The organism is Stenotrophomonas sp. CASM110 (assembly GCF_049384345.1).
Taxonomy (GTDB): Bacteria; Pseudomonadota; Gammaproteobacteria; order Xanthomonadales; family Xanthomonadaceae; genus Stenotrophomonas; species Stenotrophomonas muris.
Map to the genome: position 1 here is coordinate 41,575 of NZ_JBMRGI010000005.1, position 23,815 is coordinate 65,389.

At 67.6% G+C, this 23,815-nt stretch carries 28 protein-coding genes; 14 read left to right on the top strand and 14 right to left on the bottom strand.

The window, feature by feature from the left end:
* Nucleotides 1-377 precede the first annotated feature (377 nt).
* On the bottom strand, nucleotides 378-1,259 hold the full coding sequence (locus VG561_RS05290; RefSeq protein ID WP_049408296.1) for a LysR family transcriptional regulator: 882 nt from the start codon (nucleotides 1,257-1,259) through the stop codon (nucleotides 378-380).
* A gap of 96 nt (nucleotides 1,260-1,355) precedes the next feature.
* Here VG561_RS05290 and VG561_RS05295 point away from each other — a divergent pair, with 96 nt between their 5' ends.
* The 3 genes from VG561_RS05295 to VG561_RS05305 all read left to right on the top strand — a co-directional run bounded on the left by VG561_RS05295 (nucleotide 1,356) and on the right by VG561_RS05305 (nucleotide 4,353).
* A complete protein-coding gene (locus tag VG561_RS05295) occupies nucleotides 1,356-1,766 on the top strand; it encodes a DoxX family protein (RefSeq protein WP_423179434.1) in 411 nt (136 codons plus the stop codon).
* Nucleotides 1,767-1,797: 31 nt separating this feature from the next.
* Nucleotides 1,798-2,586, top strand: a complete 789-nt coding sequence (locus VG561_RS05300; RefSeq protein ID WP_197603019.1) for a class III extradiol ring-cleavage dioxygenase — start codon at nucleotides 1,798-1,800, stop codon at nucleotides 2,584-2,586.
* A 117-nt stretch (nucleotides 2,587-2,703) separates the two neighbouring features.
* Nucleotides 2,704-4,353, top strand: a complete 1,650-nt coding sequence (locus VG561_RS05305) for a Na+/H+ antiporter (protein ID WP_014645794.1) — start codon at nucleotides 2,704-2,706, stop codon at nucleotides 4,351-4,353.
* 79 nt (nucleotides 4,354-4,432) lie between these two features.
* Here VG561_RS05305 and VG561_RS05310 read toward each other — a convergent pair whose 3' ends face one another.
* Complete coding sequence (locus tag VG561_RS05310; protein WP_005415112.1) at nucleotides 4,433-4,681, bottom strand: DUF3297 family protein; 249 nt, start codon at nucleotides 4,679-4,681, stop codon at nucleotides 4,433-4,435.
* A gap of 90 nt (nucleotides 4,682-4,771) precedes the next feature.
* Between VG561_RS05310 and VG561_RS05315 the strand changes: the two genes are divergently transcribed.
* Complete coding sequence (locus VG561_RS05315; protein WP_262224555.1) at nucleotides 4,772-5,314, top strand: DUF6630 family protein; 543 nt, start codon at nucleotides 4,772-4,774, stop codon at nucleotides 5,312-5,314.
* A gap of 55 nt (nucleotides 5,315-5,369) precedes the next feature.
* On the opposite strand, the gene VG561_RS05320 is transcribed toward VG561_RS05315, so the two are convergent.
* The 5 genes from VG561_RS05320 to msrB form a co-directional block, all read right to left on the bottom strand.
* Complete coding sequence (locus tag VG561_RS05320; protein ID WP_032959248.1) at nucleotides 5,370-5,645, bottom strand: DUF4031 domain-containing protein; 276 nt, start codon at nucleotides 5,643-5,645, stop codon at nucleotides 5,370-5,372.
* Between the two features lie 13 nt (nucleotides 5,646-5,658).
* A complete protein-coding gene (locus VG561_RS05325) occupies nucleotides 5,659-6,174 on the bottom strand; it encodes a hypothetical protein (protein WP_075076151.1) in 516 nt (171 codons plus the stop codon).
* Between the two features lie 97 nt (nucleotides 6,175-6,271).
* Nucleotides 6,272-7,222, bottom strand: coding sequence for a flagellar motor protein MotB (gene motB, locus VG561_RS05330; RefSeq protein WP_014645798.1), 951 nt, complete (start codon nucleotides 7,220-7,222; stop codon nucleotides 6,272-6,274).
* A 3-nt stretch (nucleotides 7,223-7,225) separates the two neighbouring features.
* The gene (gene motA / locus VG561_RS05335; protein WP_014645799.1) at nucleotides 7,226-8,080 is read right to left on the bottom strand and encodes a flagellar motor stator protein MotA; all 855 of its coding nucleotides are present in this window, start codon (nucleotides 8,078-8,080) and stop codon (nucleotides 7,226-7,228) included.
* A gap of 91 nt (nucleotides 8,081-8,171) precedes the next feature.
* Entirely contained in the window at nucleotides 8,172-8,639 is a 468-nt protein-coding gene (msrB, locus tag VG561_RS05340) for a peptide-methionine (R)-S-oxide reductase MsrB (RefSeq protein ID WP_005415117.1), read from the bottom strand.
* Between the two features lie 140 nt (nucleotides 8,640-8,779).
* Here msrB and VG561_RS05345 point away from each other — a divergent pair, with 140 nt between their 5' ends.
* Nucleotides 8,780-9,154 (top strand): hypothetical protein, encoded by a 375-nt coding sequence (locus VG561_RS05345; protein ID WP_014645801.1) that lies wholly within the window; start codon nucleotides 8,780-8,782, stop codon nucleotides 9,152-9,154.
* Nucleotides 9,155-9,298: 144 nt separating this feature from the next.
* Entirely contained in the window at nucleotides 9,299-9,478 is a 180-nt protein-coding gene (locus VG561_RS05350) for a hypothetical protein (protein WP_014645802.1), read from the top strand.
* A gap of 110 nt (nucleotides 9,479-9,588) precedes the next feature.
* Here the strand turns inward: VG561_RS05350 and VG561_RS05355 are convergent, their stop codons facing one another.
* Nucleotides 9,589-10,068, bottom strand: coding sequence for an Lrp/AsnC ligand binding domain-containing protein (locus VG561_RS05355; protein WP_004140558.1), 480 nt, complete (start codon nucleotides 10,066-10,068; stop codon nucleotides 9,589-9,591).
* A 149-nt stretch (nucleotides 10,069-10,217) separates the two neighbouring features.
* Here VG561_RS05355 and VG561_RS05360 point away from each other — a divergent pair, with 149 nt between their 5' ends.
* The gene (locus VG561_RS05360) at nucleotides 10,218-11,522 is read left to right on the top strand and encodes a D-amino acid dehydrogenase (protein WP_014645803.1); all 1,305 of its coding nucleotides are present in this window, start codon (nucleotides 10,218-10,220) and stop codon (nucleotides 11,520-11,522) included.
* Entirely contained in the window at nucleotides 11,501-12,568 is a 1,068-nt protein-coding gene (gene alr, locus VG561_RS05365) for an alanine racemase (RefSeq protein WP_046428645.1), read from the top strand. The genes VG561_RS05360 and alr overlap by 22 nt, the downstream gene beginning before the upstream one ends.
* 103 nt (nucleotides 12,569-12,671) lie before the next feature.
* On the opposite strand, the gene VG561_RS05370 is transcribed toward alr, so the two are convergent.
* Complete coding sequence (locus tag VG561_RS05370; RefSeq protein ID WP_197575060.1) at nucleotides 12,672-13,238, bottom strand: DUF3016 domain-containing protein; 567 nt, start codon at nucleotides 13,236-13,238, stop codon at nucleotides 12,672-12,674.
* A gap of 244 nt (nucleotides 13,239-13,482) precedes the next feature.
* On the opposite strand from VG561_RS05370, the gene VG561_RS05375 reads away from it, so the two are divergent.
* Nucleotides 13,483-15,471 (top strand): PAS domain-containing hybrid sensor histidine kinase/response regulator, encoded by a 1,989-nt coding sequence (locus VG561_RS05375; protein ID WP_423179435.1) that lies wholly within the window; start codon nucleotides 13,483-13,485, stop codon nucleotides 15,469-15,471.
* A 43-nt stretch (nucleotides 15,472-15,514) separates the two neighbouring features.
* Entirely contained in the window at nucleotides 15,515-15,808 is a 294-nt protein-coding gene (locus tag VG561_RS05380; RefSeq protein ID WP_032959238.1) for a DUF3247 family protein, read from the top strand.
* Between the two features lie 70 nt (nucleotides 15,809-15,878).
* Here the strand turns inward: VG561_RS05380 and VG561_RS05385 are convergent, their stop codons facing one another.
* On the bottom strand, nucleotides 15,879-16,142 hold the full coding sequence (locus VG561_RS05385) for a hypothetical protein (protein WP_005407925.1): 264 nt from the start codon (nucleotides 16,140-16,142) through the stop codon (nucleotides 15,879-15,881).
* Between the two features lie 157 nt (nucleotides 16,143-16,299).
* Between VG561_RS05385 and VG561_RS05390 the strand changes: the two genes are divergently transcribed.
* Genes VG561_RS05390 through VG561_RS05400 form a run of 3 tightly spaced genes read left to right on the top strand, consistent with a single transcriptional unit; the run spans nucleotide 16,300 to nucleotide 18,742 of the window.
* Nucleotides 16,300-17,364 carry a class I SAM-dependent methyltransferase gene (locus VG561_RS05390; protein WP_423179436.1) on the top strand — a complete coding sequence of 355 codons (1,065 nt, stop codon included), beginning with the start codon at nucleotides 16,300-16,302 and terminating at the stop codon, nucleotides 17,362-17,364.
* The gene (locus VG561_RS05395) at nucleotides 17,361-18,062 is read left to right on the top strand and encodes a pseudouridine synthase (RefSeq protein ID WP_014645809.1); all 702 of its coding nucleotides are present in this window, start codon (nucleotides 17,361-17,363) and stop codon (nucleotides 18,060-18,062) included. The genes VG561_RS05390 and VG561_RS05395 overlap by 4 nt, the downstream gene beginning before the upstream one ends.
* Complete coding sequence (locus VG561_RS05400) at nucleotides 18,059-18,742, top strand: HAD family hydrolase (RefSeq protein WP_046428651.1); 684 nt, start codon at nucleotides 18,059-18,061, stop codon at nucleotides 18,740-18,742. The genes VG561_RS05395 and VG561_RS05400 overlap by 4 nt, the downstream gene beginning before the upstream one ends.
* Before the next feature lie 95 nt (nucleotides 18,743-18,837).
* On the opposite strand, the gene fabB is transcribed toward VG561_RS05400, so the two are convergent.
* Both fabB and fabA read right to left on the bottom strand, forming a co-directional pair.
* Nucleotides 18,838-20,046 carry a beta-ketoacyl-ACP synthase I gene (gene fabB / locus VG561_RS05405; protein ID WP_014645811.1) on the bottom strand — a complete coding sequence of 403 codons (1,209 nt, stop codon included), beginning with the start codon at nucleotides 20,044-20,046 and terminating at the stop codon, nucleotides 18,838-18,840.
* Nucleotides 20,046-20,561 carry a 3-hydroxyacyl-[acyl-carrier-protein] dehydratase FabA gene (gene fabA / locus VG561_RS05410; protein ID WP_014035851.1) on the bottom strand — a complete coding sequence of 172 codons (516 nt, stop codon included), beginning with the start codon at nucleotides 20,559-20,561 and terminating at the stop codon, nucleotides 20,046-20,048. Before fabA ends, fabB begins: the two co-directional genes overlap by 1 nt.
* Before the next feature lie 191 nt (nucleotides 20,562-20,752).
* Here fabA and dinB point away from each other — a divergent pair, with 191 nt between their 5' ends.
* Nucleotides 20,753-21,847 (top strand): DNA polymerase IV, encoded by a 1,095-nt coding sequence (dinB, locus tag VG561_RS05415; RefSeq protein ID WP_197575056.1) that lies wholly within the window; start codon nucleotides 20,753-20,755, stop codon nucleotides 21,845-21,847.
* A gap of 250 nt (nucleotides 21,848-22,097) precedes the next feature.
* Here the strand turns inward: dinB and VG561_RS05420 are convergent, their stop codons facing one another.
* Both VG561_RS05420 and VG561_RS05425 read right to left on the bottom strand, forming a co-directional pair.
* Nucleotides 22,098-23,009 carry an MBL fold metallo-hydrolase gene (locus VG561_RS05420; protein WP_423179437.1) on the bottom strand — a complete coding sequence of 304 codons (912 nt, stop codon included), beginning with the start codon at nucleotides 23,007-23,009 and terminating at the stop codon, nucleotides 22,098-22,100.
* A 91-nt stretch (nucleotides 23,010-23,100) separates the two neighbouring features.
* Complete coding sequence (locus tag VG561_RS05425; RefSeq protein WP_032959230.1) at nucleotides 23,101-23,739, bottom strand: NAD(P)-dependent oxidoreductase; 639 nt, start codon at nucleotides 23,737-23,739, stop codon at nucleotides 23,101-23,103.
* Between the last annotated feature and the right edge of the window lie 76 nt (nucleotides 23,740-23,815).

Genomic DNA, 23,815 nt, shown 5'->3' on the forward strand with positions numbered 1-23,815 from the left:
CGGCACTACCCGACCGAAACATGACGGGGTTTCGTATGTGCCGGCCAGCGGCCGGCACTACCCGACCGAAACATGACGGGGTTTCGTATGTGCCGGCCAGCGGCCGGCACACCCGACCGAAGCACGACGGGGCTTCGTATGTGCCGGCCAGCGGCCGGCACTACCCGACCGAAACATGACGGGGTTTCGTATGTGCCGGCCAGCGGCCGGCACTACCCGATCGAAGCATGACGGGGCTTCGTATGTGCCGGCCAGCGGCCGGCACTACCCGACCGAAGCATGACGGTAGTGCCGGCCACTGGCCGGCATTCGCCCAGGACCGGGATGTGTCTGATTGCCGGCCAGCGGCCGGCACTACCGGCAAGCGCCAGACTCGGCTACACCCCGGTGTCCACCAGATGGTCGATGAAACTGCGCACCTTCGGTGCCAGATGGCTGCGGCTGGTATAGACCGCGAAGATGCCGATCGGCGAGGCCTCCCATTCCGGCAGTACGCGCACCAGGCGGCCATCGGCCAGCGCGTCTTCCAGCAGGAAGTCGGGCTGCAGGATGACGCCCATGCCGGCGATCGCCGCTTCACGCAGCACGTCGCCGTTGTTGGCGTGCAGCAGGCTGTTCACCGCTACTTTCACTTCGCCGCCCGGCCCCTGCAGCGGCCAGTGGTCACCGGCGGCCCAGTAGCTGTAGCCCAGGCACGCGTGCGCCTGCAGGTCCTGCGGGGTCTGCGGGGCGCCGCGTGCGGCCAGGTAGGCCGGCGCGGCGCACAGGCTCACCCGCGATTCGCCCAGGCGGCGGGCGATCAGGGTGGGGCCCGGCTCGCGGGTGATGCGGATGGCCACGTCGTAGCCTTCCTCGACCATGTCCACCAGGCGGTCGGACAGGGCCAGGTCCAGTTCCACCTGCGGAAAGCGTTCGCGGTAACTGGCCAGCAGTGGACCGAGGCGGGCGATGCCCCAACTGACCGGTGCATTGATGCGCAGCATGCCGGAGGGCTCCAGCGCCTGCGCGCCGATGCTGGCCTCCAGCGCGTCGAACTCGGCCAGCAGGCGCACGCATTGGGCGTAGTAGGCGGCGCCGGTGCTGGTGGGGCTGACCCGCCGCGTGGTGCGATGGAGCAGGCGGGTGGACAGGCGCTTTTCCAGTGCGGCGACCTGGCGGGTAACGCCGGCGGTGGACATGTCCAGGGCCTGGGCGGCGGCGCTGAAGCCGTTGCGCTCGACCACCGCCACGAACACGCGCATCGCCTCAAGGGTGTCCATTGTTGCGCCTTCTGAAATAAATACGGTCAATCGATCGTATTTATCGGCCTGTGAAGGCGCAATAACCTGAGCCCACTCCCTTCAAGGTGCTTTCCGATGCACGCCACGACCGCTCCTGTTTCGCCGCTGGCCCCGTATGGCGCCACCCTGCTGCGCCTGGCACTGGGCGTGCTGTTCCTGGTTCATGCGCTGACCAAGCTGCTGGTATTCACCCCGGCCGGCACGGCAGCATTCTTCGAGTCGCTGGGCCTGCCCGGCGTGCTCGGCTACCTCACCCTCGGCGTCGAGCTGGTGATCACTGTCGCGCTCCTGCTGGGCATCTATGCGCGCAGGGTGGGCCTGGTCGGCGTGCCGCTGCTGCTGGGCACCATCGTCACCGTGCACGGCGCCAACGGCTTCGGTTTCGCCAATGCCGGCGGCGGCTGGGAATACCCGGCGTTCTGGGCGCTGGCGCTGGTGGTGCTGTTCCTGGTCGGCGATGGCAAGTGGACCCTGCGTTCGCGCTGATCGCCGCCTGATCCTGCAACTGGAGAATTCCATGTCCCGCCTGCCTTCGCTGTACATCTCCCATGGTTCGCCGATGACCGCCCTGCATCCTGGCCAGGTCGGTGTGCGCCTGGCCGAGCTGGCGCGCGACCTGCCGCCGCCGCGCGCCATCGTGACGGCCTCGGCGCACTGGCTGGGCCGGCAGCCGCTGGTCGGCGCACATCCGCAGCCGCCGACGATCCACGACTTTGGTGGCTTCCCGCGCGCGCTGTTCGAACTGCAATACCCGGCGCCGGGTGATCCGGCACTGGCCGAAGAAGTGGCCGGCCGCATCGCCGCCGCAGGCCTGACAGTGGCCATCGACCCGCAGCGTGGCCTCGACCACGGCGCGTGGGTACCGCTGCGGCTGTTGTTCCCGCAGGCCGACATCCCGGTGGTGCCGGTGTCGATCCAGCCGCTGCTCGGCCCCGAGCATCAGTTCGCGCTGGGCCGCGCGCTGGCACCACTGCGCGAACAAGGCGTGCTGCTGGTCGGCTCGGGCAGCATCACCCACAACCTGCACGACTGGGGCGACTACCAGGACGGCAAGGAAGCGCCATACGTGCGGCCCTTCATCGAGTGGGTGGAGCAGCGGCTGGCCGCTGATGACCGCCAGGCGCTGTTCGATTACCGCCGGCAGGCCCCGTTCGCCGAGCGTGCGCACCCGACCGACGAGCACCTGCTGCCGCTGTTCTTCGCGATGGGAGCGGCCGGCGAGGGCGGTTTCGGCGCACGCCGCATCGACGCCGGCATCGATGCCGGCTTCCTGGCCATGGATCTGTACCGGTTCGACGGGGCATGAGCCGGGGCTGACGCGCGGCGGCCCCGGCCGTCGCGGTCAGGGCCGCATGTGGTAGTTTTTTCCGGGTTTCCGGCGCTGGCCCTCGTGCCTCCCCACGCGCCGCTTCCTGGAAGAAGCATGCATACCATTGAAGTCGTCCTGGCGATGCTGGTGGCCGTTGTCGCCAGCGGCTACCTGGTTCGCGTCCTCCCGTTCTCGCTGCCGTTGCCGCTGGTGCAGATCGGCCTGGGCGCGGTGATCGCCGGCGTGTTCAACCGCGGCCATGCGCTGGAGCCGGAAGTGTTCTTCCTGCTGTTCCTGCCGCCGCTGCTGTTCCTGGATGGCTGGCGCATTCCCAAGCAGGGCCTGTTCCGCGACAAGGGCGCGATCCTCGAACTGGCGTTCGGCCTGGTGGTGTTCACTGTGATCGGCGCCGGCCTGCTGATCCACTGGATGATTCCGGTGATGCCGCTGGCAGTGTGCTTCGCGCTGGCGGCCATCGTCTCGCCGACCGACCCGGTGGCGGTCGGGGCGATCGCCTCCAAGGCACCGATCCCGAAGCGCCTGATGCACATCCTGGAAGGCGAGTCGCTGCTCAACGATGCGTCCGGCCTGGTCTGCTTCCGTTTCGCGGTGGCCGCGGTGATGACCGGCTCCTTCTCGCTGGCCACGGCCTCGCTGACCTTCCTGTGGGTGGCGGTGGCCGGCCTTGCCGTGGGCGTGGCGGTCACCCTCGGCGTGTCCACCTTCCAGCGCTGGTTGTGGCGCCGCTTCGGCGAAGAGCCGGGTGCGGCGATGCTGGTCAACCTGCTGATTCCGTTCGCGGCCTACCTGCTCGCCGAAGAAATCCATGCCTCGGGCATCCTCGCTGCGGTCGCCGCCGGTATCGCGATGAGCTACGTCGAGCTGACCGGCCGTGTCTCCGGCAGCATGCGCGTGCAGCGCGCGGGCGTCTGGAACATGCTGCAGTTCAGCTTCAACGGCATCATGTTCGTGTTGCTGGGCGAGCAGCTGCCGGGCATCGTCGAGCGCGCCACCACCACCATGAACGAGTCCGGCCACCAGAGTGCATGGTGGCTGCTGGTATACGTGGTGGTGATCAACCTGGCGCTGATCCTGCTGCGCCTGCTGTGGGTATGGCTGTCGCTGCGCTGGAACCTGCTGCGCGCGCGCCGCCGTGGCCTGGAGCGGGGCGAGGCGCCGAACTGGCGCATCGTGGTGGCGACCTCGGTGGCTGGTGTGCGCGGCGCGATCACCCTGGCCGGTGTGTTGACCCTGCCGCTGTTCCTGCCCGATGGCAGTGCGTTCCCGGCGCGCGACCTGGTGATCTTTCTGGCCGCGGCGGTGATCCTGTTCTCGCTGATCGGCGCCAGCGTGGCGCTGCCGCAGCTGCTGAAGGGCCTGCAGCTGCCAGCCGATTCGGGCGAGCGCAAGGAAGAGGACCTGGCACGCAAGCTGTCCTCCAAGGCCGCGCTGGCCGGGGTCGAACGCATGCGCCAGCAGCTGGTGATGAACCAGAACACCGAGAACGTGCAGCTGTACAACGATGCTGCCTCGCGGGTGAGCCTGCTGTACCAGCGGCACCTGGAGAAAGACAACGATGGCCCCGACGTGGACCCGGAGAAGGTGCGGCGCATGGAGCTGGGCTACCGCCAGCTGCGCAGCGCGGGCCTGAATGCCGAGCGCGAGGAACTGTTCCGGTTGACCCGGCGCGGGGTGATCTCCGATGAGATCTCGCGGCGCCTGATCCGCAACCTGGACCTGCTGGAATCGCGCAAGCGCGAATGACGCGGCGGTCGTGCGCCGTCGAGCGGGGTCAGGTCCCTTTCCGCAGGAAAGGGACCTGACCCCAGGTCGGAACAGCGGGTTATTCCGGCTTCTGGTCCAGGAAATACACCTCGACCTTGCCCTTGACCTTGATGGTCATCGGGTTGCCGCGGCGGTCGCGGGCCTTGCCGGCCTGCACGCGGATCCAGCCTTCGCTGACCGAGTATTCCTCGACGTTGTCGCGCTCGACGTCGTTGAAACGCACGCCAACGCCGCGCTCCAGCGCCTGCGCATCATGGAAGGGGCTGGCCGGGTTGATCGCCAGGTGGTCGGGAGGGGTATCGCTCATCGCTTCATTCACAGTGACGGCCACCAAGGCCGGCTTCAGCGGCACAGGATAAACCGTAGAATGCGGGCCTGCCCCAGAGGACGTTCCGCCATGCCCGACAACAGCGACTATTTCGACTTCGAGGAAGACATCCACGACTTCGACGAGGAGGGCTTCGAGGCACGGGTCTGGAACCTGCTGGTGCTGATCAACCCGGGCGACGAGGAACTGGCCCTGCAGCAGTTCAACCGCTGGCGCGAACACCTGGCCGAGGACGGGCAGCCGCTGGAAGCGGACAGCGACTGGCTGCCGGCCCTGTTCACCGCCATCGCCTGGCAGTCCGGTTTCGATGTGGAGCGCGATGACCTGGAATCGCTGCAGTCGGCGGTGAACGAGCTGTCGGCGCGCTTCAACCTGCAGCTGGACTGGGGCGGCGACCTGGACGACGAGGACTTCGCCGAGGGCCTGGACGGCGTGCAGCTGATGTCCACCGCCTTCGACCGCCTGCGCGAGCACAACTACACGCTGTGGAGCGTGGATGCCGGCAGCGACGGCTTCACCGGCGTGATGGCGCTGACCCGCGACGACGACGCGATGCTGGCGCTGTGCTCGCTGCTGAACGTGGAAATCCGGCTGGGCAGCGACCCGTTCTGAGCGATGGGCCGATCCGCCGGGCACGACCCGGCGGGGACGGTCTGCTGGGCGCGGCCTACGGCCGGTACTGCGCCCTGGCGTTGGCAATCACCGCTTTGACCAGGTCACGGTCGGTGTGCCGGGAAATCGCCCGCGCACCGAGCGCTATTGCCTGTGCGCGCAGCTCGGCAGTGACGTCGTAGTGAGCACCGCTGGCCTTGTTCTGGAAGGCCCGCGGGGGAATGCCGAGCTGCGCCGCCATCGCGTGCAGCTCGGCCAGGGTGTCGGCCATCAGGTGCGCCCAGCGCTGTCCGCGCCAGGGATGCACCGCGTCATCGACGTAGACCGTCACCGCCGCGGCCGGTTCAGGCCTGCGGCTTGCTGTCGCTGTCAGCGGCCGGGGCGGCCTCGGCAGCGGCTTCTTCGGCCGCGTCGCCTTCGACGGCTTCGCCTTCTTCGCCTTCTTCGCCTTCTTCGCCTTCTTCGCCCTCAGCGGCGTCGACGCCTTCGAATTCGGCAACCAGCTTGTCCAGGTATTCGTCAGCGGTCTGCTCGGATTCGGTAGCCAGGGTGTCCAGCAGCTTCTGCAGCAGTTCGGAGTACTCCAGGTTGACCTTGCGGCCTTCCTTCTCCTGCACGTTGGCCAGGTGCTTGAGCATGGCCAGCATCGGCACCGGGTTTTCGGCGTTGCCCATGGTCTGGCCGCCGATGGCCAGCAGCCACTCACGGCCCTGCAGGCCGATGGCCGCTACCACCTGGCCGTCTTCGTTGGTCAGCACGGCATGGTTCTGCACCTGCTGCTGGGCATTCAGGCGGAGGAACGGGCGCTTGGCCTGCTGCTTCTTGCGCTTGTCGCGCTTGGCCTTGGAGTTCTGGGACATGGGGTGGGGTCACCTGGAAACGGAAAGACCGCCATTGTACCGGCCGCACACAGGCGGGGTCAGATCCCTTTCCATGGGAAAGGGATCTGACCCCGGTTCAATGTGCCACGGGCGCGGCCTCACCTTGCGCGGCCTGCACGTCCGGGTCGGCGGTCGGCGCCGACAGTCCCACCTGCGGGCCGGCACCGGCCAGGGCGGCCGCTTCGGCGGCCTGGGTCATCACCACGATGCTGATGCGGCGGTTGATCGGGTTCTGCGGGTCGGCCTTGTCGAACAGCACCGACGAAGACAGGCCGACCACGCGGGTGATCTTGCTGTCCTCCAGGCCACCGTCCACCAGCGCACGCCGTGCGGCGTTGGCACGATCGGCGCTCAGCTCCCAGTTGCCGTAGCCGCGCGCGGCCGAATAGGCGGTGATGTCGGTGTGGCCGGTCAGGCTGATCCGGTTCGGCACATGGTTCAGGTAGTTGGCCAGCTCGTGCAGGATCTGTTGCGTGTACGGCTTCAGCGTAGCGCTGCCGAGGTCGAACATCGGCCGGTTCTGCTTGTCCACGATCTGGATGCGCAGGCCTTCCGGGGTCAGGTCCAGCAGCAGCTGGTCCTTGAACGGCTCCAGTGCCTGGCTCCTGCTGATCGCTTCCTGCAGTTCCTTCATCAACGCTTCCAGCTGCTGCTTGTCGCGCTGCTGCTGGTCCACCGGCTGCGGCACCGCTTCCTTCTGGTTCTGGAAGGGATCGTTGCTGCTGCCGCGCGAGATGTCGGTGGCACCACCCAGCTTGATCATCGAGGTGCTGGCGCCGCCCGGGCCGGCCATGCCGGGCGCCGGCGTGGCGTTCTGCCCGCTCAGCGGGCTGGGGTTGCGGAAGTACTCGGAAATGGCCGCACGGTCGTTCTTGTTGGTGGTGGCCATCAGCCACAGCACCAGGAAGAACGCCATCATCGCGGTCACGAAGTCAGCATAGGCCACCTTCCACGAACCGCCATGATGGGCGGCGTGGCCGGCCTTCTTGACCCGGCGGACGATGACAGTGGGCTTGGTCTCGGCCATGGTTTACTTGACCGTCTTCAGGTGCTGCTCGAAATCGGAGAAGGCCGGGCGCACGTTCGACGGCAGCGTCTTGCGGGCGAATTCCAGCGCGATCTTCGGGTTGTAGCCGCGCAGGCAGGCCAGCAGGGCGGTCTTGACCGATTCATAGATGCGGCTGTCCTGCTCGGCGCGTGCCTCCATTGCTGCCGCCATCGGGCCGACGAAGCCGTAGCCCAGCAGGATGCCGAGGAAGGTACCGACCAGCGCGCCGGCCACGTGGCCACCGACCTCGACGATGTCACCGCCGATCGAGCCCATGGTGATGACGATGCCGAGCACCGCCGCGACGATGCCGAAACCGGGCAGTCCGTCGGCGACCTTGGTCAGCACCTGCGACGGCGCCATGGCCTCGGCGTGGTGCTTTTCCAGTTCCAGCTCCAGCAGCGGCTCCAGCTCGTGCGGCTCGATGTTGCTGCCGATCATCAGGCGCAGGCAGTCGGTGATGAAGTCGATCAGGTGGTGGTCGGCCTGCACCTTGGGGTAGTTGGCGAACAGGGCGCTCTCGGCCGGCCGCTCGACATGGTCTTCCAGGGCCATGAAGCCTTCGCGGCGGGCCTTGTTGAGCAGTTCATAGAGCAGGCTGAGGACATCGATGTAGTCCTGCTGCTTGTAGCGCGGGCCCTTGAACACGCCGACCATGGCCTGCAGGGTCTGCTTGACCGTCTTGGCCGGGGTGCCGACCAGGAACGCACCTAGTGCGGCACCGCCGATGATGACCAGCTCGTAGGGCTGCCAGAGGGCACCCAGGCGGCCGTGGGCACCGAGGTAGCCCCCGATCACGCTGATGATGACGACCAGGAATCCAACGATGATGAGCATGGGGCGACGCAAGGAGAGGGGATATCTCCTTGTCGGCCCGTCACCCGGTTTTCTGAAGAGGGAATTCTGTGAAATCGGTCAGCGGGGTGTTTCAGCCCGCCACACCGCTTTCCGCGCCGCCACGCTGCAACGGGTCGGGCCAGGGCTCGCCATTGCCGGTGAACGAAAGTGAGACGGAGTTCAGGCAGTGGCGCTCGTAGGTGGGCGGCGGACCATCCGGGAACACGTGGCCGAGGTGGCTGCCGCAGCGCGCGCAGGTGATCTCGGTGCGCACCATGCCATGGCTGGTATCGCGGATCTCGCGCACGTGCGCCGGGTCGAACGGGGCGAAGAAGCTGGGCCAGCCGGTGCCGGAATCGAACTTGGTGCTGGAGCGGAACAGCGGCAGCGCGCACAGCCGGCAGCAGTAGACGCCCTCGCGCTTGTTGTCCAGGAACACGCCGCAGAACGGCGCTTCGGTACCGTGCTGCAGCAGCACGCGGCGCTCTTCGCTGCTGAGGCCGGCGATCAGCGCCTCGGTCTGGGTGGCAGTGGGGGGCGTCAGGTCGAAGGCAGTCATGCCGGCTCTCCGTGGGGTCGATGGCCTGGGGATGCCGGAAAACGTGGGGGTGCCGGCGCGCGCTTGCAAGTGTGACGGCCGTTCATGGGCGGCACACAGGCGCAGGCGCAAGGTAAATGCGATCCACGCCGGAGCGTGCCATGAAACCGACCCTTCCCCTGCTGCTGATGGCCCTGTTGCCCACGTTGGCGCTGGCCCAGGTGCCTGCTGCCGACCCGACGGTCACCCGCAGCGCGACCACCGTGGCTCCGGCGCCGGTGGTACCGCCGCCGCAGGCCGCACGCCCGCAGCCGCAGGTGCTGCCGTCGCCGCAGCCGGCGCAGCCGATCAGGTCCACGGGTCCTGCCCGGATTGCGCCCACCCCGGCGCCGAGGCCGGCCGACAAGGTCTATGACCGCAATGGCCGCATCGTGCCTGGCGTGCGCCCGGCTGGCCCGAACCGGGTGTTCGATTCGCGTACCGGCCGCTATTACGACAGCGTGCCGGCCGGCGATGGGCAGCAGATCAAGCGCTGACCTCGGATGCCAGGCAAGGGTGGCAGCTTCCACACACTGCACGGCCTGAACGCACGAAAACAACATCCTGCCGATCACTGCTTTTTCGCCTGCGATTAACCGTGCCGGGACCACCGTGGCCCTGCGCCGGCATCCCGCCGCCGCATGTCCTTTGTCCACTGGATCGCGATCATGAAAAACCAGCAGAACCGTCATCCCGGCAAGGAACCGCAGGGCCGCAACCCGCAGCATCAGCAGCAACAGCAACAGATGGAACCGCAGCAGCCGCACAAGGGTGGCAAGCAGCAGGAACAGCGCTCGCAGAAGCATCCGCAGCAGCGCTGACTGTCGACATGACCGGGGTCAGAGCCCGCTGCGCGGGATCTGACCCCTTGCCTGACCCCGGCCGGGGCCGGATCCCGCAACGCGGGCTCTGACCCCAACCTGCGACCGCCTCAATCCGGAATCGGCAGGCTCAGCGTTTCCTTCACTTCTTCCATCACGATGTAGCTTTTGGATTCACGCACATGCGGCAGTGTCAGCAAGGTGCTGCCGAGCAGCTTGCGGTAGGAGGCCATCTCACTGATCCGCGCCTTCAGCAGGTAATCGAAGTCGCCCGAGACCAGATGGCACTCGAGCACATTGGGCAGCTTCAGGGCGGCGCGCCGGAACTCTTCGAAGATGTCACCGGACTTGTAGGCCAGGCTGATCTCCACGAATACCAGCAGGCTGGCCTTCACCGCCGCCGGGTCCAGGTGGGCGTGGTAGCCGGTGATCACCGCTTCGCGCTCGAGCCGGCGCACGCGCTCGGTGCACGGGGTGGTCGACAGGCCGACCCGCTCACCCAGTTCGGTGAAGGAAATACGGCCCTCCGCCTGCAGGATGCGCAGGATCTTGCGGTCGATCTTGTCCAGTTCGCGGGTACGGGTGGCCATGGCCGTCAACCTTGGGGAATGAATTGCAGGGGAACATCCTGCCGGTTGATTTCAAATCAGGCAAATCAACTGGGATTGGCTGTCTATACTTCCCCAATTATGGTCCCGGCACGCTCCAGTGCAGGGAATGATCGGGTTGGAGAAGTCCCATGCGAGTCCTAGTTCTCGGCAGCGGCGTGATCGGCACCACCAGTGCCTGGTACCTGCGACAGGCCGGGTTTGAAGTCACGGTCATCGACCGCCAACCCGGCCCGGCGCTGGAGACCAGCTTCGCCAATGCTGGCCAGCTGTCGTTCGGCTACACCTCGCCGTGGGCCGCCCCGGGCGTGCCGAAGAAGGCCATCGGCTGGCTGTTCGAGAAGCACGCGCCGCTGGCGATCAAGCCGGGCATGGACCTGGCCCAGTACCGCTGGCTGTGGCAGATGCTGCGCAACTGCACCCACGAGCGCTACGCGATCAACAAGGCGCGCATGGTGCGCATGTCCGAGTACAGCCGCGACTGCCTGAACGAGCTGCGCGCGCAGATCGGCATCGAGTTCGAAGGCCGCGACCTGGGCACCACGCAGCTGTTCCGCACCCAGCAGCAGCTGGATGCCTCCGCGCAGGACATCGAGATCCTGGCCCAGTACGGCGTGCCGTACGAGGTGCTGGATCGCGCCGGCATCATCCAGGCCGAACCGGCCCTGGCCCATGTCGACGGCCTGGTCGGCGCGCTGCGCCTGCCGCGTGACCAGACCGGCGACTGCCAGCTGTTCACCCGCCGCCTGGCGCAGATGTGCGTGGACGCCGGCGTCGAGTTCCGCTTCGACCAGGACATCACCGGCCTGGAGTTCGAGGGCGACCGCATCACCGGCGTGCGCATCGACGGCAAGCGGGAAACCGCCGACCGCTTCGTGGTCGCGCTGGGCAGCTATTCGCCGGCGCTGGTCGCACCGCTGGGCATGCACCTGCCGGTGTACCCGCTGAAGGGCTATTCGTTGACCCTGCCGATCACCGACCCGGCGATGGCGCCGACCTCGACCATCCTCGACGAGAGCTACAAGGTGGCGGTCACCCGCTTCGACGACCGCATCCGCGTCGGTGGCATGGCCGAAGTGGCCGGTTTCGACCTGTCGCTGTCGCAGCGTCGTCGCGAGACGCTGGAGCTGGTGGTCAGCGACCTCTACCCAAAGGGCGGCGACCTGTCGCGCGCACAGTTCTGGACAGGCCTGCGCCCGGCCACGCCGGACGGCACGCCGGTGATCGGCGCCACGCCGTTCCGCAACCTGTACCTCAACACCGGCCACGGCACCCTGGGCTGGACCATGGCCTGCGGCTCGGGCCGTTACCTGGCCGACCTGATGAGCGCGCGCCAGCCGCAGATCAGCACCGAAGGCCTGGATATTTTCCGCTACGGCCAGTACGGTCACGCCCCGCAACATGAGAACCGCACATGCGTCCTGCCCGCGCGCTGATCGATCTGGGCGCCCTGCGCAGCAATTACCGGCTTGCCCGTGAACTGGGCGGTGGCAAGGCCCTGGCGATCATCAAGGCCGATGCCTATGGCCATGGCGCGGTGCGCTGTGCACAGGCGCTGGAAGGCGAGGCTGATGGTTTCGGCGTGGCCACCATCGAAGAGGCGCTGGAACTGCGCCAGGCCGGGATCCGTGCGCCGATCCTGCTGCTGGAAGGCATCTTCGAACCCAGTGACATGGCGCTGGTGGCCGAGCACGATTTCTGGTTCGCGGTGGGCTCGCCGTGGCAGCTGGAAGCGCTGGTCGCATTCGACAGCCCGCGCCCGCTGACCGTGTGGCTGAAGCTGGACAGCGGCATGCATCGCCTCGGCCTGGACGTGGACAGCTTCCGCGCCGCGCATGCACGCCTGTCGGCGCTGCCGCAGGTCGAGCGCATCGTGCTGATGACCCACCTGGCGCGTGCCGACGAGCTGGACAGCGAACGCACCCATGAACAGGCGGCGACCTTCGCGCGCGCCATCGACGGCCTGGACGGCGAGACCAGCGTGTGCAATTCGCCGGCACTGCTGGGCTGGCCGGATGTACGCAGCGACTGGGTGCGCCCGGGCCTGATGCTGTACGGCGCCAATCCGCTGCCGGACAACACCGCGCTGACCCAGCGCCTGCGCCCGGTGATGACGATGCAGTCGAAGGTGATTGCCGAGCGCTGGATCGAGGCCGGTGAGCCGGTGGGCTATGGCGCACGCTTCGTGGCCAAGGCACGCACCCGCGTGGGCGTGGTCGCGCTTGGCTATGCCGACGGTTATCCGCAGTTCGCCCCCAACGGCACGCCGGTACTGATCGATGGCCAGCCCGGCGTACTGATCGGGCGCGTGTCGATGGACATGCTGACGGTGGACCTGACCGCGCATGCGCAGGCCGGCATCGGCAGTGTGGTGGAACTGTGGGGTTCTGCGCCGACGCTGTCGGAACTGGCGCCGCGCTGCGGCGTGAGTGCCTACCAGCTGCCGTGCGCGGTCAAGCGCGTGGCGAAAGTCTACGTGTAGAGCCGAGCCCGCGCTCGGCTCTGGTAGCAGCCGACCTTGGTCGGCACCGTGCAATGCGTGTCGACCAAGGTCGACACCTGCCGGCAGGTAGAGCTGCCCGGAATCATCGTGCAGCAGTAGCCCGCGTGCTCAGCTCGCGCTTCACCCAGTCGTCGATCAGGCGCTTCTCGTAGCGCAGCGGATCGCTGTCGCTCTTCAGCCCCAGGTTGTGCAGGTAGCCGGTGTCGCTGAGCTTGGCTTCTCCCTCATCGACGATGCGACCACTGGCGTCCTTCAGCGTGTACTGCAGGGTGATCCGCGGCGGATAGATGTCGCGCATGATCCGGATGTCGCTGCCGCGCGGGCCGTGCCAGGGCTCGTAGTCGCCGGCGCGCTTGATGTCGATCAGAGTCACGTCCAGGGTCTGCCCGGGCTGCAGCGGCTTGGCCGCCGTGGTCTGCACGTAGCTGGCCAGCTGCTGCACCCAGTTGCCGCGTTCGGCCTCGAAGCGGTTGGTGCTCTGGCGGATTTCGGTGAATCCGGCTGGATCGTCCCACTTCACGCTGACCGGGCCATTGGCCTGCAGCGCGCGGGGCGCATCCGGATCGGTGACGGCGCGCGGCGCGGCGTTCGCGCTGCCCGCCATGAGGGCGCCTGCCAGCAGCAGGGCAGTGGCCAACGAGCGGTTCATGACGGTCTCCTGCGCCCCATCGACGGGGACGATGCGATTTATAGATCGAGTGTGATCCCGCTTTCCAGCCACCGCAACGGCCGATTGCGACACCGACAAGCGCGGTTGCCGCCAATTCATCGTCGTCAACCATGACTGACGGCGCTTGACGCTGTGAATACGCGCTTTGGAAGATGCTGTGCTTCCAATCCGGCCCGTCCAGACGCCCTTGTCCACACTGCCGCCCCTCGTGGAGCGCCCACCGATGATGGTGCAGGCGCCCGAACCCGACCTGCATCATGGCGTGCTTGAGCGCATCAACGCTGGTTTCTGCGTGATCCAGGTGCTGTTCGAGGGCGATCGTGCGGTCGACTATCGTTTCCTCGAGGTCAACGATGCCTTCGAGCGCCACACCGGGCTGAAGGATGCGCGTGGACAGCGCATGACCGAGCTGGAACCCAACCATGAGCAGGACTGGTTCCGCATCTACGGCGAGGTCGCACGCAGCGGCCGTCCTGCCCAGTTCGAGATGGAAGCGCGTGCGCTGGGTCGTTCGTTCGCGGTCGATGCGGTGCGCGTGGGCCGGCCGGGCGAGGACAAGGTCGGCATCCTGTTCTTCGACATCACTGCACGCAAGCAGATGGAAGTGGAGCTGGGCGAGAGCGAAGCGCGCTTCAGCGCGCTGGCCGACGGCCTGCCGATGCCGGTGTGGGTGCTCGACGAGCGCGGCCATGCCCGTTTCGTCAACAGCGCCTTCAGCGAGTTCTTCGGTGGCGACGAGACGCGTGTGCCGGAAGATGTCTGGCGCGGCCTGGTGCATCCGGACGATGCGTCGGTATTCGAATACGAACTGCAGGAAGCGCTGAAGGCGCAGCGTTCGATGCACGCGCTGGTGCGTGCGCGGCGCGCCGATGGCCAGTGGCGTTGGCTGGAGATGAACGCACGCCCGCGTTTCTCGCGGATGGGCCGCTTCATCGGCCTGGCCGGCAGCAGCCCGGACGTGACCGAACGCCGCGAGATCGAACTGGCCCGCGAGGAACTGCTGCAGTCCGAGCGTGCCGCGCGCAGCGCTGCGGAGAACATGGCGCGGCTGAAGGACGAGTTCCTGGCCACGCTGTCGCATGAACTGCGTACGCCGCTGACCACCATCCTCGGGTGGAGTGAGCTGCTGCTGCAGCGTGTGGACAACACCAGCCCTCTGTACAAGGGCCTGAACGTGATCGCCAACAGCGCCGGCGCGCAGAAGCGGCTGATCTCGGACATGCTGGACCTCAGCAGCATGCTGCTGGGCAAGGTGCAGCTGGAGGTGGAAGTGCTGGACCTGCGCACGGTGCTGGGCGAGGCCATCGGCGCGCAGGAACTGGTGGCCGAAGGCAAGGCACTGGACGTGCACCTGCAGCTGCCCGAACAGCCGAGCCTGGTGCTGGGCGATGCCACGCGCCTGCAGCAGGTGTTCTGGAACCTGCTCTCGAACGCGATCAAGTTCACCCCGGCTGAAGGCCGCATCGACCTGCAGCTGCGGGCCGACGGCAACCACTGGGAGATCACCGTGCGCGACACCGGTGATGGCATCGCACCCGAATTCCTCAATCACCTGTTCAGCCGCTTCCGCCAGGCCGATGGCACCACCACCCGGCGCCATGGTGGACTGGGACTGGGCCTGGCGATCGTGCAGCAGCTGGTCGAGCTGCATGGCGGCACGGTCGCCGCGGCCAGCGAGGGGCACGGCCATGGCGCTACGTTCACCGTGCGCCTGCCGCAGCACCTTCCCGATGCCGAGCGGCGCCCGCTGCGCGAAGTGATCAGCGGGCCGATCCTGGAACCGGTGATCGTCGAGCCGTATCCGCTGCGCGGCATGCACGTGCTGGCGGTGGAAGACCAGCCGGAAGTGCTGGAGTACCTGCGGCGCATGCTGGAAGAGCAGGGCGCCAGCGTATCGGCGGCCAGTTCGGCCGGTGAGGCGCTGGCGTTGCTGGCCGACACCGGCCATCTGCAGTACCACGTGATGCTGACCGACATCGGCATGCCGGGCATGGATGGTTATGGCCTGGTGCGCACGCTGCGCGAGGACATGGGCGTGGATGCCACGACCCTGCCCGCCGTCGCCGTCACCGCGCTGGCGCGTGCCGATGACCGCCGCCGTGCGCTGGCGTCGGGTTTCCAGGAACACGTGGCCAAGCCGTACTCGGTGGCGCAGCTGGTGGCTGCGGTACGCAAGGTGCAGGTACCCCGCGCCGAAAGCGCGCTGCACTGAGCATTCACGGCCGATCGGCGACCCTGCATGCAGGAGGTCGCCGATGTCCCGCATAGCTCCCCGTATCCATACCGATCCGGCGCAGATCGCGCGCCTGGAAGCCCTGCTGCCGCAGCTGGAAGGCGAAACGCAGGTGGAACTGATTCTGCACGATGGCCGCCGCCTGCTCGGCACGGTGGCCGTGAGGCCAACCGTGCAGCAGTACCGCAACGTCGCTGGTGATGAAGGCAGCAACGGCCAGCTGCGCCTGGATGACTACGACACGCCGGTGCAGCAGCACCATGTGTGGCTGGACGAGATTGCCAGCATCAACCGCCTGCCACCCAAGGCGCCTTGATCGGATGTAGAGCCGAGCCCACGCTCGGCTGCGCCGTCGCCCGAGCGTGGGCTCGGGCGCTACCGGTGTGTCAATGCTCGAACAGGGTCGGCGTCGCCTCGAATCGGCGTGCGTACGCCCGCTCCTCTGCAACCCTCGCCACCTCGTCATCGGCCAGGTCCGGTGCGCCATATACCGCATAGGCCACGCTGCCATCGGCGCCATGGCCGACCTGGTGCAGCCGGTAACGCGAGTGCCCGCCGCCGGTGTCCTCGGGGTAGTGCACGGGCGGATGGCTGCCTTCCAGGTCCATTTCACTGTTGTCGACGACGCCACCGACGAACAAGGCTCGCATGCAGGTTCTCCTGGGTTTCCGGGGGAGCCTCTACCCTGAACGTTTCAATGTTTCTGGCAGATCAAGGCCCCGTTCGGGTTTCGCAAAGCGGCCTGCCGGGGCCGGCCCGGCCAAGCCGGTACAATGGACGGCCCTCACGCTTGAAGTACCCGCGCCGATGGCCTCCAGCGACGACGCCCCCCTGCAGACCCTGCTCCTGCCGTTCTCCCAAGGCGCCCTGCGCTGGCCGGAGGGCCCGGTGGCTTTCCTGCGTGCCCGCGATGGCTGGCCGCTGCGCGAAGCGGCCGGCAACCGCGAGCTGCACTGCGAACAGAGCTTTGCCCCGTTCGCGCAGCCGCTGCAGCAGGCCACCGGCTGGACCGTCAGCGGCCAGCTGGACGATGTGGCCGGCAAGGGCCGTTACCCGCTGGTGCTGGTGCTGCCACCGCGCCAGCGTGAAGAAGCCCGTGCGCTGTTCGCCCGCGCGTTGGCGCTGGTCGCCGAGGGCGGCCGCATCGTTGCCTGCCAGGCCAACAACGAAGGCGCGCGCTCCGGTGAAGGCGACCTCAAGCAGCTGGCCGGTCTCGGCGGCTGCCTGACCAAGAACCACTGCCGCGTGTACTGGACCGCCCCGCTGCAGGGCCAGCACGACCCCGACCTGGCCAAGCGCTGGTCGGCGCTGGATGCGGTGCGCCCGATCATGGGCGGACGCTTCCTCAGCCGCCCGGGCGTGTTCGCCTGGGACCGCATCGATCCGGCATCGGCGCTGCTGGCCGAGCACCTGCCGGCCGACCTGGCCGGCCGCGCCGCCGACCTTGGCGCAGGCTACGGCTATCTCTCGCGCGAGCTGCTGGAACGCTGCCCGAAGATCACCGCGCTGGACCTGTACGAGGCCGAGCAGCGTGCGCTGGCCCTGGCCGAACTGAACCTGGCGCCGCCGCCGCGCGCGCTGCCGCTGCGCTTCCTGTGGCGCGACGTCACCGCCGGCATCGAGCCGGGCTACGACGTCATCATCAGCAACCCGCCGTTCCACACGCCGTCGCGTGCCGACCGCCCGGACATCGGCCAGCGCTTCATCGCCGTGGCCGCGCAGGCGCTGCGCCCGGGCGGGCGCCTGTACGTGGTGGCCAACCGCCATCTGCCGTACGAGCACACCCTCAACGACAGCTTCGGTGCGGTGCGCGTGGTCGCCGAGCGCGACGGTTTCAAGCTGGTTGAAGCAGTGAAGGGGAAGGGCAAGTGAAGCTGGTCAAGCTCATCGCCAACCTGGGCTATGGCAGCCGCAAGCAGGTGCAGTGGATGTTCCGCGAAGGCCGCGTCACCGACGCCGACGGTGAGGTGCTGTACGCCGATGACCAGGTGCCGCACGAGGCGATCCGCGTCGATGGCGAGCCGCTGGACCCGCCGGTGGGGCTGTCGATCGCGCTGCACAAGCCCGCCGGCTACACCTGTTCGACCAAGGACACCGGCCGCCTGATCTACGACCTGCTGCCGCCGCGCTTCCGCGACCGTGATCCGGTGCTGTCCACGGTGGGCCGCCTCGACCGCGAGACCAGTGGCCTGCTGCTGCTGACCGACGATGGCGGCCTGCTGCACCGGATCATCTCGCCGAAGTCGAAGCTGCCGAAGGTCTACGAAGTCGAGTTGAGCGAGGACCTGCGCGGCGACGAAGTGGCGTTGTTCGCCAGCGGCACGCTGATGCTGGAGTCCGAGAAGACGCCCCTGCTGCCGGCTGAACTCGAAGTGCTGGAGGCGCGTCGCGCACGCCTGGTGCTGCATGAAGGCCGCTACCATCAGGTGCGCCGCATGTTCGCCGCCACCGGCAACCACGTGCAGGCCCTGCACCGCAGCCGTGTCGGCGGGCTGGACCTGCAGGGGCTGGACGAAGGGCAATGGCGGCAGCTCACTTCCACCGACCTGGATACGTTGTTCGCTCCATGACCCCCTTCGCTGCGCTGCCGTTCCTGCCCGACGCCGTCATCTTCGACATGGACGGTTTGATGATCGACAGCGAGCGGGTCTCGCTGGCCTGCTGGAGCGAGGCCGCCGACGAATTCGGGCTGGGCCTGGAGGAAGCGGTGTTCCTGCGCATGGTCGGCCTCGGCGACCACGATACGCATGCGTTGCTGCGCGCGCAGGGCATCGAAGACAGCCTGATCGACGCGGTGGCGGCACGTTGCCATGAGCTGTACGAAGCACGCACGCAGACCGGGCTGCCGCTGCGGCCGGGCATCCTGGAGCTGCTGGAGCTGCTGAAGGCGCACGCGGTACCGCGTGCGGTGGCGACCACCACGCGGCAGCCGCGCGCCAACCGCAAGTTGGCGGCCGCAGGCCTGCTGCCGTACTTCGATGCCGTGATCACCAGTGGTGATGTGGCGCGGCCGAAGCCGGCGCCGGATATCTACCTGCTGGCCGCGCAGCGGCTGGGCCAGGCGCCCGAACGTTGCCTGGCGCTGGAAGATTCACCGGCCGGCACGCGGGCCGCACTGGCCGCCGGCATGACCGTGATCCAGGTGCCGGACCTGGTGCATCCGGATGAAGAGCTGCGCGCACTGGGCCACCGCATCGTCGGCTCGCTGGTGGACGCGCACGCCCTGCTGCTGCCGCTGCTGCCGAAGTAGCGGTGGCTGCCGACCTTGGTTGGCACTGAGCCGGGCATGGGCTCGGCTTCACATCTTCTGGTGGGTGCCGACCGTTGGTCGGCACACCTGTTCAATCACACCCGCCCGAACACCAGCGCAGCGTTGGTGCCACCGAAGCCGAAGCTGTTGGACATCACCGTGTCCAGCTTCTGCTCGCGGCTTTCGCGCAGGATCGGGAAGCTCTCCACCTTCGGGTCCAGCTCGCCGATGTTGGCCGAACCGGCGACGAAGCCATCGCGCATCATCAGCAGGCAGTAGATCGCCTCGTGCACGCTGGCCGCGCCCAGTGAATGGCCGGACAGCGCCTTGGTCGAGGACAGCGGTGGTACCGCATCGCCGAACACTTCACGGATCGCGTTGAGCTCGGTGACATCGCCCAGCGGGGTCGAGGTGCCGTGGGTGTTGAGGTAGTCCAGCGGGCGATCGACGCCCTGCAGTGCCATCTTCATGCAGCGCACCGCGCCCTCGCCGGACGGCGCGACCATGTCGGCGCCATCGGAGGTCACGCCGTAGCCGATCAGCTCGGCATGGATGTGCGCGCCACGCGCAACGGCGTGGTCGTAGTCCTCCAGCACCAGCATGCCGCCGCCACCGGCGATGACGAAGCCGTCGCGGTCCTTGTCGTACGGACGCGAGGCGCTGGCCGGGGTCTCGTTGAAGCTGGTCGACAGCGCGCCCATCGCATCGAACATCACGCTCATCGACCAGTGCAGGTCTTCACCGCCACCAGCGAACATGATGTCCTGCGCACCGTGGCGGATCATGTCCGCGGCCGCGCCGATGCAGTGCGCCGAGGTCGCGCAGGCGGCCGACAGCGAGTAGCTGACGCCCTTGATCTGGTAGGCCGTGGCCAGGCAGGCCGAGACCGTCGAGCACATCGTGCGCGGCACCATGTACGGGCCGACCTTGCGCACGCCACGTTCGCGCAGCAGGTCGACCGCGCCGATCTGCCATTCGCTGGAGCCGCCGCCGGAACCGGCGATCAGGCCGGTGCGCAGGTTGCTGACCTGCTCGGGGCTGAGCCCGGCATCGGCGATGGCATCGCGCATGGACAGGTAAGCGAAGGCCGCCGCGTCGCTCATGAAGCGCTTCTGCTTGCGGTCGATCAGCGCCTCCAGATCGAGGTCGACGCGACCGCCGACCTGGCTGCGCAGGCCCGCTTCGGCATGGTCGGCCAAGGCGGTGATGCCCGAGCGCCCTTCGCGCAGCGCGGCCGAAACGGTATCCAGATCATTGCCGAGGCAGGACGTGATGCCCATGCCGGTGATGACGACGCGACGCATCAGAAGCTCCCGGTTTCAGTGAACAGGCCGACGCGCAGGTCGCGCGCGCTGTAGATTTCGCGGTCATCCACGTACATGCGGGCGTCCGACTGGGCCATCACCAGCTTGCGGTTGATGACACGGCTAATGTCGATCTCGTAGCGCACGAGCTTGGCGTCCGGCAGTACCTGGCCGGTGAACTTCACCTCGCCGCAGCCGAGTGCGCGGCCCTTGCCGGGGGCACCCAGCCATGTCAGGAAGAAGCCGGTCAGCTGCCACATGGCGTCCAGGCCCAGGCAGCCGGGCATCACCGGGTCGCCGATGAAGTGGCAGCCGAAGAACCACAGGTCCGGGCGGATATCCAGCTCGGCGCGTACCATGCCCTTGCCGTGCGGTCCGCCGTCCTCGTGGATGTCGGTGATGCGGTCGAACATCAGCATCGGATCGTTGGGCAAACGGCCGGCAGCGGTGCCGAACAGTTCACCGCGTGCGCTGGCCAGCAGCTGTTCGCGGTTGAACGCGTGGAGACGGGTCATGAAGCACAATCCTGGAAGCGGGGAAACAGGGAAACAAGCGTTCGAGGATGCCCGTGGAAACTGCGCCGATCAAACATTTCAACCGTACGCAACCGTAGTGTTTTCAATGGAATACGCGCATCCTGTTGATGTGCAACGACCATACTTCGGCGTGTGGCCCGTTCGGCACGCCCCCGCCCTTTCCGCCTGACATGACCCGACTGCGCAAGATCATCCACGTCGACATGGACGCGTTCTACGCGTCGGTGGAGCAGCGCGACGATCCGTCACTGCGCGGCAAGCCGGTGGTTGTGGCATGGCGCGGCGCGCGCTCGGTTGTGTGTGCGGCGTCCTACGAGGCACGCGTGTTCGGCGTGCGTTCGGCGATGCCGGCGCTGCGCGCCGAACGCCTGTGTCCGGACGCGATCTTCGTGCCGCCGGACTTTGCACGTTACAAGGCGGTGTCACGCCAGGTACGCGAGATCTTCCTGCGCCACACCGACCTGGTCGAGCCGTTGTCGCTGGACGAGGCCTACCTGGACGTGACCGAGCCGAAGAGCGGCATCGAACTGGCCACCGACATCGCTCGCACCATCCGTGCGCAGATCCGCGAGGAGACGAACCTGACCGCTTCAGCCGGGATCGCGCCGAACAAGTTCCTGGCCAAGATCGCTTCGGACTGGCGCAAGCCCGATGGCCAGTTCGTGATTCCACCGCAGCGGGTGGACGCGTTCCTGCTGCCGCTGCCGGTGAATCGGGTACCCGGCGTCGGCAAGGTGATGGAAGGCAAACTTGCTGCGCGTGGCATCGTCACCTGCGGCGACCTGCGGCGGTGGTCCCTGGTCGACCTGGAAGAGGCGTTCGGCAGTTTCGGCCGCAGCCTGTACAACCGTGCACGCGGCATCGACGAGCGGCCGGTGGAACCGGACCAGCAGGTGCAGTCGATCTCCTCGGAGGACACCTTTGCCGAGGACCTGTTGCTGGAAGACCTGGGCGAGGCGATCGTGCAGCTGGCGGAGAAGACCTGGAATGCCACGCGCAAGACCGAACGCGTCGGCCACACCGTGGTGCTGAAGCTGAAGACCGCGCAGTTCCGCATCCTCACCCGCAGTTTCACCCCGGAGCGCCCGCCGGAATCGATGGAAGAACTGCGCGACATCGCACTGGCCCTGCGCGCCCGCGTCGACCTGCCGGCGGAGACGCGTTACCGCCTGGTCGGCGTCGGGCTGGGTGGGTTCCGCGAAAAGGAGGCCGTGGTGCAGGGGGAATTGTTCGAGCACGGACCGAACGATTCCACATCCCTCTGATCGGCAAAGGCGGGGTCAGAGCCCGTTGCGCAGCAACGGGATCCGACCCCAGCAGATTGCCGAGATCTGTCGAAGGCGAGGTGGGTCCGGTTGCGGGGGCGTGAGCGGCATGGATGCCGCGACCAAGCCTCCATGGACGGGTTCACGGCGTCCCCTGCCATCGGATCCACCCCGCCAACCCACAGATATCCAGCTGTTGCCGTTGCATTGAGCAGGTGCAGGGCGCAGCCCTGCAAAACAACCCTTTACCTTAAGGCCACTGCATTTCGCCCTTGGCCACCTTCGCACTCAGCTCCAGCGATGCCACGCCGTCCAGCTTCGGGTAGCGCGCCTGCATCGCTTTTACCAGCGCCGTACTGTCCCTGGCCTTTGCCGTCTCGACATCGAACGCGCGGATGTAGTCCGCAGTGAAGCGCAACGCACTGGCATCCAGCGCCGCACCCGGCGCGTAATGCCCTGGCACCACCACCTTCGGCTTCAGTGCCTGCAACCGCTGCAGGGTCTGCAGCCAGTCGGTGTGCGACTTCGGCGTCTGCGTGTCGGCCATCCACACGTGCTCGCCGGCCACCACCGGAATGCCACCGACGATCGCGCGCAGCGACGGCACCCACAGCACCGTGCGGTCCGGGGTCGGGCCATCCAGGCCGATCAGCGGCAGGCGCTGGCCTTCCAGCTGCAGTGCATCGCCATCCAGCACCTGCGGCAGCACTATGCGCGCGGGCACGTCGGCACCCATCTTCGGTCCCCAGTAGGCCAGCTTGCCGGCCTGGGTCTGCTGGATGTGGGCGACGGTCTGCGCGGTGGCGACGATGCGTGCCTGCGGGAAGGCGTCCTGCAGGGTGGCCAGGCCGAAGTAGTAGTCCGGATCGCCGTGGCTGATGTAGATCGTGGTCAGCTGCTTGCCGCTGGCGCGGATCAGGTCGACCAGCTTGCGCGCATCGCTGGCACCAAACTGCGCATTGACCAGGATCGCGTCGTGGCGGCCTTCGATCAGCACCGAGGACACCGAGAACATTGCCTGCGGGCCGGGATGGAAGGTCTGCAGGTGCAACTGGGATTTCGTCGCCGCCGCCGGCGCCGTGGTGGCCGGTGCGGCCAGCAGCGGCGCACTGGTGAAGCTGGCGGCCAGGGCAAGGGGAAGCAGCAGGGCAGCGGTACGCATGGGAATTCCTTGTGTAGAGCCGGGCCAATGCCCGGCTGCATGTTCGCGTAGAGCCGAGCGCGGGCTTGGCTCTACATGGGACGTGCGTGGATCAATACGCTGCGGTGATGATCTGCTTCGGATACGCGTGCGCTTCCAGCTCGGCGACGAACGCCGCGCCATAGTCGGCGTAGCTGATGCGGCTGTGGCCGCTGGTATCGGCCAGGAACGCCTTGGGCTGCACGCGGTACTGGCCGCGCTCTTCACCCGGGCCGATTTCGGCGGCCGGCGAGAAGAAGGTCCAGTCCAGGTCGTCCACTGCCTGCAGGCGGTTGAACGCCTCGCGGTGGGCCAGCGCGTACGGCTTGTAGGCCTCCGGGAAGGTGGGGGTGTCGACCAGCTGCACGCCGGGTGCGACTTCCAGGCTGCCGGCACCGCCAACCACCACCAGGCGCGGCACGCCGGCCTTGCGCGCGGCAGCCGCCAGCTGCGCGGCGACCTCGCCGACGCGGCCGATGTCATCGCCCGGGCGCGGGCCGTAGGCACTGGCGAGCACGTCGTGGCCGGCGATGGCGGCAACCAGCGCGTCCTGGTCATCCAGCGAGGCGATCACCGGATGGGCACCGGCCAGCTCGGCCGGGAGGTCCTGCGCGCTGCGCACGATGACAGTGAGTTCGTGGCCGCGGGCCAGCGCGTGGCGGGCGATCTGGCGGCCGATGTTGCCGGTGGAACCAACGAGGGCGATCTTCATGGCAGGACTCCGTGGGGCGCTGTGGGGTGGGAATGGCGCCACTCTAGGCCGCTGCAGTCGCTCGAAAAACAGCGTA